The sequence below is a fragment of the Burkholderia sp. COPS genome, from assembly GCF_019425585.1.
Taxonomy (GTDB): domain Bacteria; phylum Pseudomonadota; class Gammaproteobacteria; order Burkholderiales; family Burkholderiaceae; genus Burkholderia; species Burkholderia cepacia.
Genome location: NZ_WIXR01000014.1, coordinates 100,545 through 116,533 on the forward strand (window position 1 = coordinate 100,545; position 15,989 = coordinate 116,533).

18 protein-coding genes are annotated in these 15,989 nt (G+C 66.5%); 8 read left to right on the top strand and 10 right to left on the bottom strand.

Translation table 11 applies throughout. From position 1 onward, the window contains the following. Positions 1-4: 4 nt before the first annotated feature. The gene (locus FOZ70_RS12520; RefSeq protein WP_219705967.1) at positions 5-2,038 is read right to left on the bottom strand and encodes an NADPH-dependent 2,4-dienoyl-CoA reductase; all 2,034 of its coding nucleotides are present in this window, start codon (positions 2,036-2,038) and stop codon (positions 5-7) included. A 75-nt stretch (positions 2,039-2,113) separates the two neighbouring features. Here FOZ70_RS12520 and FOZ70_RS12525 point away from each other — a divergent pair, with 75 nt between their 5' ends. The 3 genes from FOZ70_RS12525 (at position 2,114) to FOZ70_RS12535 (ending at position 4,438) form a co-directional block, all read left to right on the top strand. After that, positions 2,114-3,196: an AraC family transcriptional regulator gene (locus tag FOZ70_RS12525; protein ID WP_219705970.1), complete on the top strand. Its 1,083-nt coding sequence runs from the start codon at positions 2,114-2,116 to the stop codon at positions 3,194-3,196. A 97-nt stretch (positions 3,197-3,293) separates the two neighbouring features. After that, positions 3,294-3,839 (top strand): hypothetical protein, encoded by a 546-nt coding sequence (locus FOZ70_RS12530; protein ID WP_175925056.1) that lies wholly within the window; start codon positions 3,294-3,296, stop codon positions 3,837-3,839. Then, on the top strand, positions 3,836-4,438 hold the full coding sequence (locus tag FOZ70_RS12535) for a hypothetical protein (protein ID WP_219705971.1): 603 nt from the start codon (positions 3,836-3,838) through the stop codon (positions 4,436-4,438). The genes FOZ70_RS12530 and FOZ70_RS12535 overlap by 4 nt, the downstream gene beginning before the upstream one ends. Before the next feature lie 29 nt (positions 4,439-4,467). On the opposite strand, the gene FOZ70_RS12540 is transcribed toward FOZ70_RS12535, so the two are convergent. The 3 genes from FOZ70_RS12540 to FOZ70_RS12550 form a co-directional block, all read right to left on the bottom strand. Then, a complete protein-coding gene (locus FOZ70_RS12540; protein WP_060155349.1) occupies positions 4,468-4,923 on the bottom strand; it encodes a DUF126 domain-containing protein in 456 nt (151 codons plus the stop codon). Continuing rightward, positions 4,916-6,163 (bottom strand): aconitase X, encoded by a 1,248-nt coding sequence (locus tag FOZ70_RS12545; RefSeq protein ID WP_059649131.1) that lies wholly within the window; start codon positions 6,161-6,163, stop codon positions 4,916-4,918. Before FOZ70_RS12545 ends, FOZ70_RS12540 begins: the two co-directional genes overlap by 8 nt. A 185-nt stretch (positions 6,164-6,348) precedes the next feature. Then, a complete protein-coding gene (locus tag FOZ70_RS12550) occupies positions 6,349-6,777 on the bottom strand; it encodes a MarR family winged helix-turn-helix transcriptional regulator (protein ID WP_021157307.1) in 429 nt (142 codons plus the stop codon). Between the two features lie 91 nt (positions 6,778-6,868). On the opposite strand from FOZ70_RS12550, the gene FOZ70_RS12555 reads away from it, so the two are divergent. The 5 genes from FOZ70_RS12555 (at position 6,869) to FOZ70_RS12575 (ending at position 12,532) form a co-directional block, all read left to right on the top strand. Then, positions 6,869-7,789, top strand: a complete 921-nt coding sequence (locus FOZ70_RS12555; RefSeq protein WP_021157308.1) for a LysR family transcriptional regulator — start codon at positions 6,869-6,871, stop codon at positions 7,787-7,789. Between the two features lie 107 nt (positions 7,790-7,896). Continuing rightward, on the top strand, positions 7,897-8,328 hold the full coding sequence (locus FOZ70_RS12560; RefSeq protein ID WP_042973299.1) for a MarR family winged helix-turn-helix transcriptional regulator: 432 nt from the start codon (positions 7,897-7,899) through the stop codon (positions 8,326-8,328). Between the two features lie 68 nt (positions 8,329-8,396). After that, on the top strand, positions 8,397-9,491 hold the full coding sequence (locus FOZ70_RS12565; protein ID WP_059493614.1) for an HlyD family secretion protein: 1,095 nt from the start codon (positions 8,397-8,399) through the stop codon (positions 9,489-9,491). Between the two features lie 13 nt (positions 9,492-9,504). After that, positions 9,505-11,079: a DHA2 family efflux MFS transporter permease subunit gene (locus FOZ70_RS12570; RefSeq protein WP_059484128.1), complete on the top strand. Its 1,575-nt coding sequence runs from the start codon at positions 9,505-9,507 to the stop codon at positions 11,077-11,079. A 16-nt stretch (positions 11,080-11,095) separates the two neighbouring features. Further along, a complete protein-coding gene (locus FOZ70_RS12575; protein WP_219705972.1) occupies positions 11,096-12,532 on the top strand; it encodes an efflux transporter outer membrane subunit in 1,437 nt (478 codons plus the stop codon). Between the two features lie 50 nt (positions 12,533-12,582). Here the strand turns inward: FOZ70_RS12575 and FOZ70_RS12580 are convergent, their stop codons facing one another. The 6 genes from FOZ70_RS12580 to FOZ70_RS12605 all read right to left on the bottom strand — a co-directional run bounded on the left by FOZ70_RS12580 (position 12,583) and on the right by FOZ70_RS12605 (position 15,765). Beyond that, positions 12,583-12,765 carry a hypothetical protein gene (locus FOZ70_RS12580; protein ID WP_021157313.1) on the bottom strand — a complete coding sequence of 61 codons (183 nt, stop codon included), beginning with the start codon at positions 12,763-12,765 and terminating at the stop codon, positions 12,583-12,585. A gap of 7 nt (positions 12,766-12,772) precedes the next feature. Further along, positions 12,773-13,396: a LysE family transporter gene (locus FOZ70_RS12585; protein WP_219705974.1), complete on the bottom strand. Its 624-nt coding sequence runs from the start codon at positions 13,394-13,396 to the stop codon at positions 12,773-12,775. A gap of 147 nt (positions 13,397-13,543) precedes the next feature. Beyond that, positions 13,544-14,176 carry a glutathione transferase gene (gene yfcF, locus FOZ70_RS12590; RefSeq protein WP_219705976.1) on the bottom strand — a complete coding sequence of 211 codons (633 nt, stop codon included), beginning with the start codon at positions 14,174-14,176 and terminating at the stop codon, positions 13,544-13,546. A 144-nt stretch (positions 14,177-14,320) separates the two neighbouring features. Further along, positions 14,321-14,731: a TIGR02594 family protein gene (locus FOZ70_RS12595; protein WP_048022468.1), complete on the bottom strand. Its 411-nt coding sequence runs from the start codon at positions 14,729-14,731 to the stop codon at positions 14,321-14,323. A gap of 325 nt (positions 14,732-15,056) precedes the next feature. Beyond that, entirely contained in the window at positions 15,057-15,281 is a 225-nt protein-coding gene (locus FOZ70_RS12600) for a hypothetical protein (protein ID WP_021157316.1), read from the bottom strand. A 280-nt stretch (positions 15,282-15,561) separates the two neighbouring features. Beyond that, positions 15,562-15,765, bottom strand: coding sequence for a cold-shock protein (locus FOZ70_RS12605; protein WP_006485974.1), 204 nt, complete (start codon positions 15,763-15,765; stop codon positions 15,562-15,564). Positions 15,766-15,989: the final 224 nt, after the last annotated feature.

The window sequence follows — 15,989 nt, forward strand, 5'->3', positions numbered from 1 at the left end:
CCCGTTACAGCCGCGCCGCGAGGCGCGCACCCTGATCGATCGCGCGCTTCGCGTCGAGTTCGGCGGCCAGTTCCGCGCCGCCGATCAGGTGCACGGAACGCCCGGCCGCCTGCAACGGCGCGAGCAACGCACGCTGCGGCTCCTGCCCCGTGCAGAGCACGATCGTGTCGGCTTCGATCAGCTCGTGATCGGTGCGCTGCTCGCCGTACGACACGTGCAGCCCGCGCGCATCGATCAATTCGTAGTTCACGCCGCCGATCATCTTCACCTGCTTCATCTTCAGCGTCGCGCGGTGAATCCAGCCGGTCGTCTTGCCGAGCCCCTTGCCGAGCGGCGCGGCCTTGCGCTGCAGCAGCGTCACTTCACGCGCGGGCGGCGTGACCTGCGCACGCGTCACGCCGCCACGCGTCGCGGCCGGGTCGGTCACGCCCCACTCGGCCTTCCACTCGTCCAGATCGAGCGCCGGCGATTCGCCGTCCTGCACCAGGTACTCGGCGACATCGAAGCCGATCCCGCCCGCGCCGACCACCGCGACACGCCGTCCGACCGGCTGCCTGCCCGCGAGCACGTCGATGTAGCTGAGCACGTTCGGCCCGTCCTGCCCCGGAATCTTCGGGTCGCGGGGCGCGACGCCCGTTGCGAGCACGATTTCGTCGTAGCCGCCTGCGATCAGGTCGCTTGCGTCGACGCGGCGGTTCAGGTGCAGGTTCACGCCGGTCAGCTCGACCTGGCGGCCGAAGTAGCGCAGCGCTTCGTGAAACTCCTCCTTGCCCGGAATCCGCTTGGCCATGTTGAACTGGCCGCCGATCTCGGCTGCGCCGTCGAACAGGTCGACCCGATGGCCGCGCTGCGCGAGCACGGTCGAGCACGCGAGCCCGGCCGGCCCCGCGCCCACCACCGCGATGCGCTTCGGCTGCGATGCGGGCGTGTATTTCAGCTCCGTCTCGTGGCATGCACGCGGATTCAGCAGGCACGACGCGATCTTGTTCTTGAACGCATGATCGAGGCACGCCTGGTTGCAGCCGATACAGGTGTTGATCTCGTCGGCACGGCCCTGTGCGGCCTTGACCACGAACTCGGCATCCGCGAGCAGCGGGCGGGCCATCGACACCATGTCCGCGCAGCCGTCCGCGAGGATCTGCTCGGCCACTTCGGGGCGATTGATCCGGTTGGTGGTCACGAGCGGAATGCCGACCTCGCCTTTCATCTTCTTCGTCACCCACGCGAACGCGCCGCGCGGCACCGACGTCGCGATCGTCGGCACGCGCGCCTCGTGCCAGCCGATCCCCGTGTTGATGATCGTCGCGCCCGCGCGCTCGACGGCCTTCGCGAGCTGCACGGTTTCGCTCCAGTCGCTGCCGTCCGGAATCAGGTCGAGCATCGACAGCCGGTAGATCAGGATGAAATCGCGGCCGACCGCTTCGCGCGTGCGTTCGATGATCTCGAGCGGCAGCCGGATGCGGTTCTCGTACGACCCGCCCCACTGGTCGGTGCGCTTGTTCGTATGCATCGAGATGAACTGGTTGATCAGGTAGCCTTCGGAGCCCATGATCTCGACGCCGTCGTAACCGGCTTCACGCGCGAGCTTCGCGCAACGGACGAACGCGCGGATCTGCCGCTCGACCCCGCGCGCGCTCAGCTCGTGCGGCGCGAACGGCGAAATCGGCGACTTGATCTTCGACGGGGCGACCGCAAACGGGTGATAACCGTAGCGGCCCGTATGGAGGATCTGCAGCGCGATCTTGCCGTCCTCCGCATGCACGGCCTCCGTGATCTCGCGATGGCGCCGCGCGGCGCCCGACGTCATCAGCGTGCCGCCGAACGGCTTGGTCCAGCCGGCCACGTTCGGCGCGAAGCCGCCCGTCACGATCAGGCCCACGCCGCCGCGCGCGCGTTCCGCGAAATATTCGGCAAGCCGCGGCAGCGTCTTGCGGCTGTCCTCGAGGCCCGTGTGCATCGAGCCCATCAAGACGCGGTTTTTCAGCGTCGTGAAACCGAGATCGAGCGGCGCGAGCAGGTGGGGAAAGGGTGTCGTCATGATGATCGTGCCAGTAAGCGATGCGTGACATCGTAGGCGCGCGCCGCCTTGAACGTGAGGGGGCAAACAGCCATAATGCTTGTCATTTCCGGCCAAAACGACATGACTTCCCCTCCCGCCAAGGACCGCCTCGGGCTGCGCCGGCCGACGATTCCGGTCGCCTACACGCGCCTGCTGCTGCAGGCGCTGGCCGCGCGCGGTGTCGACCTGGCCGCCGTGCGCGCCGGCACGGGCCTGCGCGATGCGGTGCTGGCCGAACCGGACGCGCGCGTCGCGCCGTCGCAATGGGGGCGGCTCGTGCTCAATGCGATCGAGATCGGCGGCGATCCGGGCATCGGGCTCGCGTTCGGGCTGCTGCTGAAGCCGACCGTGCACGGCTTTCTCGGCTACGCGACCCTGACCGCGCGGGACATCCGCGACGCGCTATCCGTCACGCAGCGTTACTTCCGGATGCGCAACCGCCAATATCGCCTGACCTATGCAGAAGACGAACGCGGCGCGACGCTCGAACTGCACGGCGTGCAGGCGAGCCCCGTATTGCAGCATCACGTGATGTTCGAGTTCGTGCTGACCGGGCTCGCGCAGAACATCTCGCAATGGGCCGGGCGCGCGTCGCCGCCGATCGCGCTGCAATTCACGTGGCAGGAGCCGCCCTATTTCGCACGCTATCGCGACCAGTTGCCGCCGGTCGAATTCGGTTGCGCGGCCAACGCGCTGTGGATCGCGCGCGACGTGCTCGACTGGCCGCTGCCGCTCGCCGACGAAGTCGCGCATCGGCAGGCGCTCGTCCAGGTGGAGCGTGAGTATGCGCAGGTGCGCCAGGAGGAAGGCGATCTGGTCGAACGCGTGCGTGCGGAGCTGGCACGCGGCGCCGGCGATTACCCGGGGCCGGAGACGCTCGCCGATGCACTGCTGGTGTCGACCCGCACGCTGCGGCGCCGGCTCGAGGAAGCCGGGTCGGGCTATCGGCAGTTGCTCGACGAAGCGCGGTTTCGCGACGCGAAGCAGTTGCTCGCCGCGTCGGATCTCGACCTGAAGACGATCGCCGAGCGGCTGCAATTCACCGACCCGGCGAATTTCACGCGCGCGTTCCGGCGCTGGGCCGGGCAGACGCCGAGCGCCTATCGGGAGGCGGCTGCGGGCACGGCACGCGACTGATGCAGGGCCGCGACCGGCACGAGGTGCCGGCCCGTGATTTCATCGGTATGATCAATCCCACGCCCAAGCGGCGCCGACCGGCGCACTCTCCCGCCCCATGCCCAAGCACACCACGCTGATCGAGTCGACGATCGACCGTATCGATACGAACCTCGTCCGGATCAAGGCCGACAGCAGTAAGGTGCCGCTTTATCGCCTGACGATGCGGAACGCCTGCTACTTCATCGCCGCCGACGATTTCGACGCGGAGGCGTTCAAGCAGATCGATCGATTGAAGCCCGGGATGGCCGTGCGCGCGTGCATCTTCGACGATCGCGGCCGTCGCCGGATCGCGTGGCTCAGAAGCAGCGACCTGGCGATCGCACCCTACGATGCGCTCGGACAAAGGGACAGCAACCTGACGCTGCTCACATGGGCGTCGATCGTTTTCGTGCTGAGCCTGCTGATCGGTGCCGCCGTGTTCAGATCGGGCTGGGCGTTCGTCGGCGTCCTGGCCTTGCTCGCGAGCATCATCAGCCTGCTGGGCATCCTGCTCGCGACTGCGGGGCTGTCCGATCTGGTGTTCCGGCCTCAGCGTCGCGAGGCGCAGCAAAAGTGGCAGTACGAACCCGCCGGGTTCACGACGGAACGGAGCAACGGATGACCGGCCGCACCATGCAAGTCGCATCCGGCCGCGTGACATCCGTCAGCCAGAAGACGATCACTACGCAGGTCTGGAGCAACAATCTCGGCTGGACGACGCAAGGCATCGAGGAGATCGCGCTGCAGCTCGACACGTTCGACGCGCCGCTCACGCTCGTGACCGGCGCCACGCGCAGCCTGTTCATCGTCGCGGGCGATCGGCTGGAGGTGGCGTACGCCGAAGGCCCGGATCGCCCGGCCATCTACGGCATCCGCAACGCGACCGACGCCTCGGTGTATCTGGTTCGACCCGCGAAAGTCGCCGGGGCCCGCATCGATGTGTTCGCGGCGCTATTCCTGCTGGTCGCCTTCGTCTTCATTCTCGGCATCATGTCCGCGGTGTCGCGCAGCTTCGACGGGATGCTCGACACGTTCGCGTGGTTCGGCGGGGGCGCGATCGGGTTCTTCCTGCTGAGCACGATCCTGCGCACCGTGTTCGGCGTGGTCGTGTGGCCCGAGATCCGGCGGCTCAGGCAGCCCGGCGGCAAGCGCGAGATGAACGCCGCAAGGCAGGCGCTGTCGCTCGCGAACGACGATACGCCGAACATCCGTTTTCTCTGACTTCTCCGACGCGATACGCACGCGACGCGTCAGCAACCGACGACGATCCGCGCGCCGCCGTCACCCTCGCTCGCCTCGATCCGCACCTCGCCCGTCGCGGCGACGATCGCGTCGTACACGTCGTCGGTCACGCACACCACCGGCACCGCGATCGCATACAGCTCGGCCGCCACGATCGCGCCGATCGAGATGATCAGGTCGCGCTCCTTCAGCACGATCCCGACCGGCCCCGTGCCGTTGCGCACGGCTTCCGCGAGCACGCTGCTGCTCGAACTCGAGCCCTTCGCGTGCGGCATCACCATCACCTTGCCGGCGAGGCTCGCACCGGCCTGCGGATGCCCGCGATCGACGATCTTTCCCGCGCCCGAGTCGTAGCCGCCCCAGAAACTGAGCGGCTTGTCGAGCACGAACGCGCGCGCGCATGCGCTGCCCGGCACGAGCGTGTCGCCCGTCAAGCCCTTGCCCGTCGCCGTCGCTTCAGTCATCGAATCGCACCTTTCCTTCGAACGCCGACCGCACGCATTCGCGCATGCTGCCGTACGCGACCGTCACGCCGATGTTCGCGGGCGCATACGACGCCCATTTCCCCGAATTGGTCATCACCAGCCCCGACAGTTGCTTCATCACCGGCGTGATGTACGTGCAGGTGTCGACGACGATCTGAATGCCGCGCGCGGCGAATTTTTCCGCAAGGCCGGCCTCCTCTAGTTCCCACAAGATGAAGCGGCTCGTGTTCACGTAGAAATCGCAGGCCGGCTTGCCGTCGAACGCGTCGAGCAAGGTGCCGAGCGTGCGGAATTCGGCCAGCGAGAAATGCGGCGTGCCGAGCGCCACCGCGACGAGTGCATCGCCGGCCGCGCCGTGGTTCAGCGTGCGGCGAATCTCGTCGAGGTCGGCCATCGCGACATCGACCGTGCGTTGCGCCGCCTTCCCGTGCAACGCCGCGTCGAGCGTCGGCGCCTCGGGTGTGATGCCCACCGCATGGAACAGCGCGACGGCGCCGCTCGATGCGGCCGCCGCGCCCAGCGCCTTGAGTTCGTCTTCGGTGGTATCCGCCGGCAGCCCGACGATCGCCGGCACGACCGCGCCCGCGATCCTGCCGATCAGCAGACCGAGCGCGGCGAAATAAATGTCGCGCGACGGCAGGCGGCTGAAGTCCGGCGCGTTGAACACGATCCGCGCGGCGCGATTCGCTTCGACATGCAGCCCCGCATAAGGCGCGCGCCCGGTGATCGCCGCAGCCAGGTCGAGAAAATCGCCATACCGGCTCGTGCGCGCGCCGAGCACCGAGTTCGCGAACACGATCGCGTTCGATTCGGCCCACGCGATCTGCTCGCCTTTCGCGGGACGGTTCTTCAGTTGATACGGCGCGCACGTGAAGCTCGACTCGCAGCCGAGTTGCAGATGCGCGTCCATCAGGCGCTGCGCGTCGCGCTGGATCGTGCGGTCGCCGTGGTACAGCTCGGGATGGATCAGGTCGAGCGACCCGACGTTCAGCGTGGTCGGCACCGCGACCTTCGCACCGGTGTCGACGAAATATTCGACGAAGTCGAGGCTCGTCCGGCCGTGGTAAAGGCAGCCGTCGATATGCGCGGACGTGATGTCGATCAGGTGCGGCGCGGACATCACCTGCGCCGTGCGTGCGACGATCCGCATCGCGCGCGCGACGCCATCGCCGTCATCCCCGCGCAGCATGGCGCTGTCGCGGTCACTCAACTGCAGCATCGGTTGCTCCTCTGACGCGTGCCGGCGGCGCCGGCCCGTGAAATCCGTCAGGGGACTCTACAACTGGAAATAAAAACTGTCCAGATCCACGTCGATCCGGACAGTTTAAAAAACCAATTTCAGCGTTGTAGCGCCACCGAAGTGGGCAATGGATCGAATTTCGCTCCAGTTTGCCGCCGGTTCGTCTAGCGTTCCGCGGTCACGCTGAACAGCTCGTCGCGCAGCGCCTTCGCGCGGTCGCGTCCGAACTGCGTCTCGAATTCGTCCTGCGCGGCCTGCCACGCAACCAGCGCCCGCGCGAACGTGCGCTCGCCCGGCTTCGTGAGGCTCAACGCATGCGCACGCGCATCGTGCTCGGACGCGGCCGTCGCGACGAAGCCGTCGCGCTGCAGCGGCTTCAGCGCGCGCAACAGGGTCGTGCGATCCATCACGAGGCGATCGGCGAGTTCGCTCATCAGCAGGCCGGGCCTGCGCGTCAGGTTCGACATGATCGAGAACTGGGCGGGCGTGACGCCAACCGGGGCCAGATGGCGTTCGTACAGTTGCGTGACGAAGCGCGCCGCCTGACGCAGCGCGAGACAGTTGCACGCCTGGGCAATCGAGGTGTCGTTCATGCCTCGCAATTTATATGTGCATATGCATAAAGTCAATGTACACTCCGCCGTAACCAGGCCGGTGGCCGGCCCGCGCGTCAAGGAGACGGACATGGACTACATCGACAAGCTGAGGATCTTCCGGTCGGTGGTGGAGCTGCGCAGCTTCACGCGCGCAGCCGACATGCTCGGCCTCGCCCGGCCCGTCGTGTCGCGCGCGGTCGCGGATCTCGAAGCGCGCTTCGGCAGCCGGCTGCTGCACCGGACCACGCGCCAGGTGTCGCTGACCGAAACCGCCGAGCGCATCTACGAGCGCTGCGCGGCCGTGCTGGACGAGCTCGACTCGCTCGAAGCGGAAGCGCAGGCGCCGACACGCGAGCCCGAAGGCCTGTTGCGGCTCGTCGCGCACACGACGGCCGCGCTGAACCGGCTGGTGCCGCTGATCGCCGGCTTCAAGGCCGCGCACCCGAAGGTGCGCCTCGACGTGACGCTGACCGAGCGCCCGGTCGATCTCGTCGGCGAAGGCTACGACATCGGCATCGTCGTGCCGTACATGCTGACGAGCGAATCGACCGTCGTGCGGCTGATCGAACGCATTCCGGTCGTGATCGTCGCGACGCCCGCGTATCTGCAAGCGCATGCGCGCCCCGAGACACCGGCCGACCTGGCCGATCACCCGTTCGTGCCGATCTCGCCTTCGCTGCGCCGCCCCGCCCTGTCGTTCCGCATCGACGGCGACCTGCTGACCGTGCCGTTCCGCTTCGACATCTCGTCGAACAGCCCCGTCTTCAACCGCGAAATGGTGATGCACGACTTCGGCATCGGCGTCGTCCCGAAAACGCTCGTCCAGGCCGAACTCGCGTCGGGCGCGCTCGTGCAGCTGCTGCCCGACGCCGACCTCGTCGACGCATCCGTCGAGATCAAGCTCGCGTACGCGAACCGCGCGCTGCTGCCCGCGAAGGTCAAGGCGTTCATCGACTACACGGCCGCCTACTGCGACCGCGAAGGCTGGATCGTTCCCGCCGCGGCCTGACCGGGCGCGCGAACGCGCCTCGTTGCAGCCGATTGGTACAGCCACGACACCAATCTGATCCCGCCCCGCCCATCGCTTCACGCGATCCCGCGCCCTAACATGTGCACATGCACAAGACCACGCTCACCGACGACGATTGCTTTGCGGTCCGGCAAGCCGCCCGGCGAATCTCGCAGTTCTACGAGCGCTATCTGTCACGCGCGGGTGTCACGCCATCGCAATACAGCATTCTCGCGCTGCTGCGCGACCAGCCCGGCCTGACGATGGCGACCTTGTCGAGCATGCTGGTGATCGAACGCACCGCGCTGCTGCGCGCGCTCAAGCCGCTCGTCGGCGCGGCGCTGGTGGCGGGCCGGATCGAGCCGCCGTGCCGCGGCCAGACGTTCGCGCTCACCGCGCACGGCGAAACCAAGGTCGCCGATGCGCACGTGCACTGGCTCGCCGCGCAGGAAGCATTCGAGCGGTGTTTCGGGTCGGCGCAGGCGGCCCGCCTCAGAGACGAATTGTTCCGGATCACGCACAACCTGCCGGAACGCTGATTGACGACTTCCCCGACGGACGGCACGCCGTCTTTCGTTTTGATACGTGCATATACATAGGTGAATCGATGGAAACGACCCAAGCCGCTGCCGCGTCACGCGAAGCAGCCACAACCGACCAACCCGCGAAGCAACAGCGCCGCGTGCCGTGGATGCGCATCGCGGTGGGTGCCGTCGTCGTCGTCGTGGCCGCCGCCGCGCTCGACTGGCTGTTCGTGCTGCGCTTCCAGGAAAGCACCGACGATGCCTATGTCGGCGGCGACGTGACGGTGCTCGCGCCGAAGGTCAACGGCTTCGTCGACAAGATCCTCGTGACCGACAACCAGCGCGTGAAGGCCGGCGACGTGCTCGTGCAGCTCGATGCGCGCGACTACGACGCGAAGCTCGCGCAGGCCAGCGCCGAAGTCGACAGCGCGCGCTCCGCCGTGACCGAACTCGAGGCGAAGCAGCAACTGCAATATGCGGTGATCGGACAGCACGCAGCGGACAAGAACGCTTCGTCGGCCGAGCTGACGCGCGCCGCATCGGATCGTGTGCGCTACCGCGAGCTCGTGAAATCCGACGCGGTGTCGAACCAGATCGTCGAACGCGCGGACGCCGATTACTCGAAGGCCGGCGCCGCCGTCGAACGCAGCGACGCCGCGCTGCTCGCGTCGAAGCGGCAGCTCGACGTGCTCGGCGCGCAGCTCGCCGACGCGCGGGCGCGCGTGAACACCGCGCTCGCCGCGCAGCGCGTCGCCGCGCTCAACGTCGAATACACGACGATCCGCTCGCCGGTCGACGGTTACGTCGGCAATCGCACGGGCCGCGTCGGGATGCTCGCGAACGTCGGCGTGCCGCTGCTGACGATCGTGCCGGCTTCCGGACTGTGGATCGACGCGAACTTCAAGGAAGACCAGCTGCGCAAGATGCACGCGGGCGATCGCGTCGACGTGTCGCTCGATGCGTCGAGCACGCGCCTGCACGGCCGCGTCGACAGCCTCGCGCCCGCGACCGGCGCGACCTTCAGCGTGCTGCCGCCCGAGAACGCGACCGGCAACTTCACGAAGATCGTCCAGCGCGTGCCCGTGCGCGTGCATCTCGATCCGCAGCCGGGCCTCGAGCACGTGCTGCGCCCCGGCCTGTCCGCGGTCGTGACCGTGCATACCGGCCGCGCGAGCTGAACGGGAGACGACGATGACCACCGCGTTTTCCGGCGACCCGGCGTCGCAACCGACGAAGCAGCGCGTTTTCGCCTTCGCGCTGATGTGCGTCGGCTTCTTCATGGCGACGCTCGACATCCAGATCGTCGCGTCGTCGCTGCGCGACATCGGCGGCGGCCTGTCCGCCAGCCAGGACGAATTGTCGTGGGTGCAGACGGCCTACCTGATCGCCGAGATCATCGTGATCCCGATGTCGGGCTGGCTGTCGAAGGTGATGTCGACGCGCTGGCTGTTCGTCGCGTCGGCCGTCGGCTTCACGATCACGAGCATGCTGTGCGGGCTCGCGTGGGACATCAACTCGATGATCCTGTTTCGCGGGCTGCAAGGCGCGCTCGGCGCCGCGATGATCCCGACCGTGTTCACCACCGCGTTCGTGCTGTTCCCGGGCAGGCAGCGGCTGATCGCGTCGACGACCATCGGCGCGCTCGCGTCGCTCGCTCCGGCGATCGGCCCCGTGATCGGCGGCTGGATCACCGATCAATGGTCGTGGCATTGGCTGTTCTACCTGAACCTCGTACCGGGCATCGCGGTGGCCGCACTCGTGCCGCGCTACGTGCATATCGACGAACCCGATCTCAGCCTCATCAAGCGCGGCGACTACCTCGGCATCGTGCTGATGTCGGGTTTCCTCGGCTGCCTCGAATACGTGCTGGAGGAAGGCCCCCGCAAGAACTGGTTCGGCGACGATGCGATCGTGATCTGCGCGTGGATCTCCGGCATCTGCGGCTTCCTGTTCCTCGTGCACGCGCTGACCGCCAAAGATCCGATCGTCGACCTGCGCGCGCTCGCCGTGCGCAACTTCGGGATCGGCAGCCTGCTGTCGTTCGTGACCGGCATCGGGATCTTCGTGACCGTGTTCCTGACGCCGCTGTTTCTCGCGCAGGTGCGCGCGTTCAGCTCGCTGCAGATCGGCATCGCGCTGCTGTCGGTCGGTGCGTTCCAGTTGATCGCGCTCTGCGCGTATGCGTTCGCCGCGCGCTTCTTCAGCCTGCGTGCGTTGCTCGTGTTCGGGTTGATCTGTTTCGGACTCGGCTGCTACCTGTACACGCCGATCACGCACGACTGGGGCTGGCGCGAATTGCTGCTGCCGCAGGCGCTGCGCGGCATCGGCCAGCAGTTCAGCGTGCCGCCGATCGTGACGATGGCGCTCGGCTCGCTGCCGCAGTCGCGGCTGAAATCGGCGAGCGGCCTGTTCAACCTGATGCGCAATCTCGGCGGCGCGATCGGCATCGCGGTAAGCGCGACGATGCTCAACGACCGGCTGAATTTTCACTACCTGCGGCTGAACGAGCACGTGAGCGCCGGCGAACCGCAGATCGCGTCGCTGCTCGATCGACAGGCGGCTTACTGGGGCTCGGTGGCCGGCAATACGCTGAATACCGCGCAGGCCGGGCTCGCGAACCTGCATCGGCTGATCTATCGCGAAGCGCTGACGCTCACTTATGCGGATGCGTATTACGTGCTGTCGCTGTGTTTCGTCGTCGCGCTGTTTGCCGTCGTGTTTTCCAAACCCATTACGTTGAACGCGCCGCCGCCGGACGCGCACTGAGGCCAGGGTCATCATCATGAAAAAGCTACTCGTCGCGCTGGCTGTCAGCGCATTCGCCGCCGGGTGCGCGGTGCAGCCCGCGCAGCATCCGGCGCTGTCCGAATCCGTCCAGACGCTCGCCCCCGCCGCATGGGATACCGACGTGCCGCGCGCGGACATCGACGCCGCCGCCTGGTGGGCGCAATTCCACGATCCCGTGCTCGACCGGCTGATCGCGGCCGTGCTCGACGGCAACCCCGATCTGCAGGCCGCCGCCGAACGCGTGAAGCAGGCGCAGGCGCTGACCGTGCAGAAGCGCGCGGTGCTGCTGCCCGAACTCGACGCGACCGCGCATGCGGCCGACGCACGCCAGAACACGCCACCGCCGCTCGGCTACGTGCGGCAGGCCGGCGCGGGGCTCGCGCTGAGCTGGTCGCCCGACGTATTCGGCGGCGAACGGCTCGACCTGCTCGCCGCGCAGGCGGAACTCGTCGGCCAGAAGCATGCGGAAGACGCGATGCGGCTCGCGCTCGCAGCGGATGCGGCGTCCGCGTATGTCGATCTGCGCTGGGCACAGCAGGAACTGAAGATCCTTCAGGACAACGCGAAGATCCGGCAGCATGCGCTCGAACTCACGCACAAGCGACAGGCGTTCGGGCTGTCGACGGAACTCGACGTCACGCGTGCGCAGAACCAGCTCGACGCGCTCGAAGCGCGGATTCCGCCGACGCAGGCGCAGATCTCGCATCAGCTCAATCTCATTGCCGTGTATTCGGGGCGCACGCCGGAATCGGTCGATCGGCTCGTGCTCGCGCAGGCCGGCGACATTCCCGCGCCGCCGGCCGGCGCGCCCGGTACGTTGCCTTCGCAGGCGTTGCTGCGACGGCCCGATGTGCTGACTGCGTATGCGCAGGTCGAGCGGCGGGCGGCGCAAGTCGGCGTGGCGAAGGCCGAGCGGTATCCGAAGTTTTCGTTGAACCTGACGGACGGGATTCTCGCGGCTTCCTATCTCGGGTTGCCGACGTTGACCGACAACCTGTTCAGCGCGGCGTTGAGTGCGACGAGCCCGATCTTCAATGCGGGGCGGATTACGGCCGATATCTCGCAGAGCGAAAGCCGGATGCGCGAGTCGGAACTCGGGTTACGGCAGACGATGCTGCAGGCGTTGCGGGAAGTCGAGGATGCACGCGCGAATCTCGTCAGCGCCGACGAGGCGACGCGGCGGCTCGACAGTGCGCTCGCTGCGTCGGACAAGGCGCTCGGGCTGGCGAATCAGCTCTACAAGGGTGGCGCGACGGATTTTCTGGATGTGCTGTCGGCGCAGGAGGTGTATCTGCGCGATTCGGATTCGCTCAACCAGGTCAGGCGCGAGCATGCGCTCGCGGCGGTCGCGCTTTATCGGTCGCTTGGGGGCGGGTGGAGCAGGAACGACGCGACGGGTGGGCCGACGGTGGAGGCGGTGGCGAAGAACTGAACGTGATCACGATACGACGCCGGCCTCGACACTTGCCGGCGTCCCGCTCGTCAACCGCACGACCCCAGACATCTGACCGACGACAACGCGATCAGGTAAACCGCCAGCCACGCAATGCCCAGCCCCGCGATGACGGTGACGATACGCGTGATGCGCTTGTGCCAGAACCGGATCGCAGCGAACACGCCGGCAGCCAGCAGGAGCCCGATGAGGATCGGGCCGAGCACGTTCATCGCAGCGTTACCGATCCAGCGCCAGCTTCGCGCCGAGCCCCAACAGGATCGTCCCCATCACCGCATCGATCGGCTTGCGCAGTTTCGCGTAACCCGTCTGCACGCGGTTCGTCGAGAACAGCACGGCCACCGTGCAGAACCACGTCAGCGATACGGCGACGACCACGGCCAGCGTCGCGCCATGCACCCATGCCGGCGCATGCGCGGGCAGCAGCGTGACGAACAGGCTGCCGAAGAACGCCGCGGCTTTCGGGTTGGTCAGGCCGACCAGCAGCCCTTTCCGGTATGCGTGCACGCCGCCGCGAACGAACGGCTGGCTTGCCGCTTCAGCCTGCCTTGCCGACTGGCGCAGGCCCGACAGCGTCCTGATGCCCAGGTAAATCAGGTAAGCCGCACCGGCGATGCGGATCGCCTCGTACAGCCACGCGAGCTTCGCGACGATCAGCCCGAGCCCGAAAATCGCCATCGCCGCCCACACGGCATGCGACGACGCAATGCCCAACGCGGCCAGCAAACCCGCACGGCGATTGCCGAGCGCATGGGACGAAACAGCGATCAGGTCGGGGCCGGGGCTGACGCACGCCAGCAACATCACGCCGCCGACTGCGGCGAGTTGGGGAAGATAGCTCATGGCGGTTCGGGAGGATTCAGGTGAGGAGGAATGCCGGCTAACTCTAGCACGCCGACTTTGGTTGCATGCGGGACGATCTGAAACGCGGCGCGCCGGCAGCCGGCACACGTTTTTTCATGCCGCTGCCGCGCGCCTTGCACCCGCGGATTACAGCGGCGGCCGCTTCAGCTTCACCCAGCGCTGCACCGACGGCCGCTCCCACTGCACACGCGCATAGTCGGCGAGGCGCTGCGGCACCGGATCGTCATTCAGCACCAGACGGTTCAGCATCACCGCGAGGTCGACATCCGCGATACTCCACTCGCCGAACAGGTTTGCCGCCCCCGGTGCGAGCAGCTTGCCGGCGGCCGCGAACAGCTTCTGCGCGGCCGCCTGCGCCAGGCTCGACAGCGGCTCGCTCGACGGCCCGTAGAACAGCACTTCGGTCGACCGTTCCGTGCGGATCGCCATCAGGTCGCTGCGCAGCCACGCCTGCACCTGTCGCGCCTGCGCGCGCTGGCGCGGATCGGCTGGATAGAGCCGTGTGCCCGGGAAGATCTCGTCGAGATACTCGGTGATCGCCGACGATTCCGACAGCGCGAAATCGTCGTGCACGAGCGTCGGTACGCGTTGCGTCAGCGACGTCGCCGCGTAGTCGGGTGCGAAATGCGCGCGGTTGCCGAGATCGACGGTCACCCGTTCGTAGGTCAGCCCTTTTTCCTCGAGGGCGACGAACACCGACATCGCGTAAGGGCTCGCGTATTGCGTATCCGCATAGAGACGGAGATTTCCGGTTTGCACAACAGGCTCCTTGTCAGGGCGGAGATCGGCGACCGTGCGACGAGCGCGTCGGCGGGCTCCGCGTGGATCGATGCGGCGTGTGCGACGGATCAGCCGCCGCTTGAAAAGCGATGTTCGAAGTTTTGTTTGCGCTGCAGCGGTTGGTCAGACGGCGTGGGGCCAGCGGTAGCCGATCACTTCGTTCAACGGGTACGCGAGTTCGCGCACCTCTTCCAGTTGATTGCCGCCGAACAGATGTACGTGCTCGTCGTCGTGACGCAGGTAGAAACCGACATGCCCTTTCCAGCTCGCGGGATCGTCGCGCGTCAGGATCGCGATGCAGCCGTACACAGGGCGCTCCAGCGGCCGGCCCCATTCGAGCCACGAACGCGCGAGCGCGGAGCCCGTGCCGCGAATGCCGGCGTGCGTCATGCACCAGTTGACGAACGACGAGCACCAGGAAATCTTGTCATCGTAGCCGACCAGGTTCGTCTGGTTGTTGTATTCGACGATGCGCGGATTGACGCTGCCGGGCGGATGGCGGCGGATGCCGAGTTCCGCCATCGCGACGGGCATCCAGGGCGGGGGGGCGGTGTCCGGTTTGCGCTCGGGGTTGAATGAGGTCACGTCGTTCTCGGGCAGGCGAGTGTGATGTGCGGTCAATCTTCGCACGAATGATGCGCGGCGACGAGCACCTGTACGCGTGACCTCGCGTTGAACGAGCGCGTTCAAGTGTTCGCCGACCATGCTCGGCGACTGGCCGGCTTCGGAACCGGGAGAGCGTGGCGCGCCGATCGAATCGAAGCGTAACGAATCGATCGCGCGCAAGGGTTGGACGCGCATTGTCGTGCGCGCCCGGGTGACTCATCTGCGCGGGGTGTCGGCTACCGCGGCGTTACCGTTAACCGCGTGTGTCGATCCAGCGCCGTGCCCAGCGGGCCGAGTGCCGCAGTGCCTGCGCTTCGCTCGCGAAGTAATCGAGCGAATAGAACTGGTAGCGGCCTTCCGCGGGTGTGCTGTCGGTACGTTCGAGCACCAGGTTGGATGAAAAACTACCGTCGGGCAAACGATGCGCCGAGGGTTGGACGGCATAGCCGTTGTATTGTTGAATTCGTTTGTTTTGCATTTTTAATTTTAGTCATGTTCGAGTGCGCGCATGCCGTGCGCAATATGCACGGACGCGCCGATTCAAAGCCATTGCCAGCTGAATCTGAAGCTTTCGGAAAGCGAAAGTGCGGCGTTGCTGCCGGAGGGGGGAATGAAGTGCAACGAGGCGTGTGGCGCTTGGCGAGCTGCTGAATGAACAGATGCAGCTAAGAGCAATCGCGCCAACTTCAGGAGACGAAGCTCCGTGGGGGTGTCGCTGCGACCCGGCGTCCGTCGTGGGAGGCCGGGCCCTTCAAACTTTACAGCGGCTTGATGTTGGCCGCTTGCAGACCCTTCGGGCCCTGCTTCGTTTCGAAGCTCACTTTCTGGTTTTCAGCCAGCGTCTTGAAGCCGTCGGCACGAATTTCGGAGAAATGGGCGAACAGGTCGTCGCCGCCGTTATCCGGCGTGATGAAGCCAAAACCCTTGCTGTCGTTGAACCACTTGACGATACCGGTATCCATGAAGATTCCTTGAGAAAAAAATAGAGAGATGTGCGCTGTTGAAGAGCGCGTGAAGCGTCAAGGAGGGAGAGGACAACGAATACCGCTGCGGAGAGCGAGCAATTGATGAACAGCAATCGGACTTCTTGGACTTCGATGCGTACACTAACCGCCGGGCCGGCGCGCGTCAACTGCTAACTTGTAACTGTTTCCGCTGGCGCCCCGTTTTTCGGACAAAGCGATGC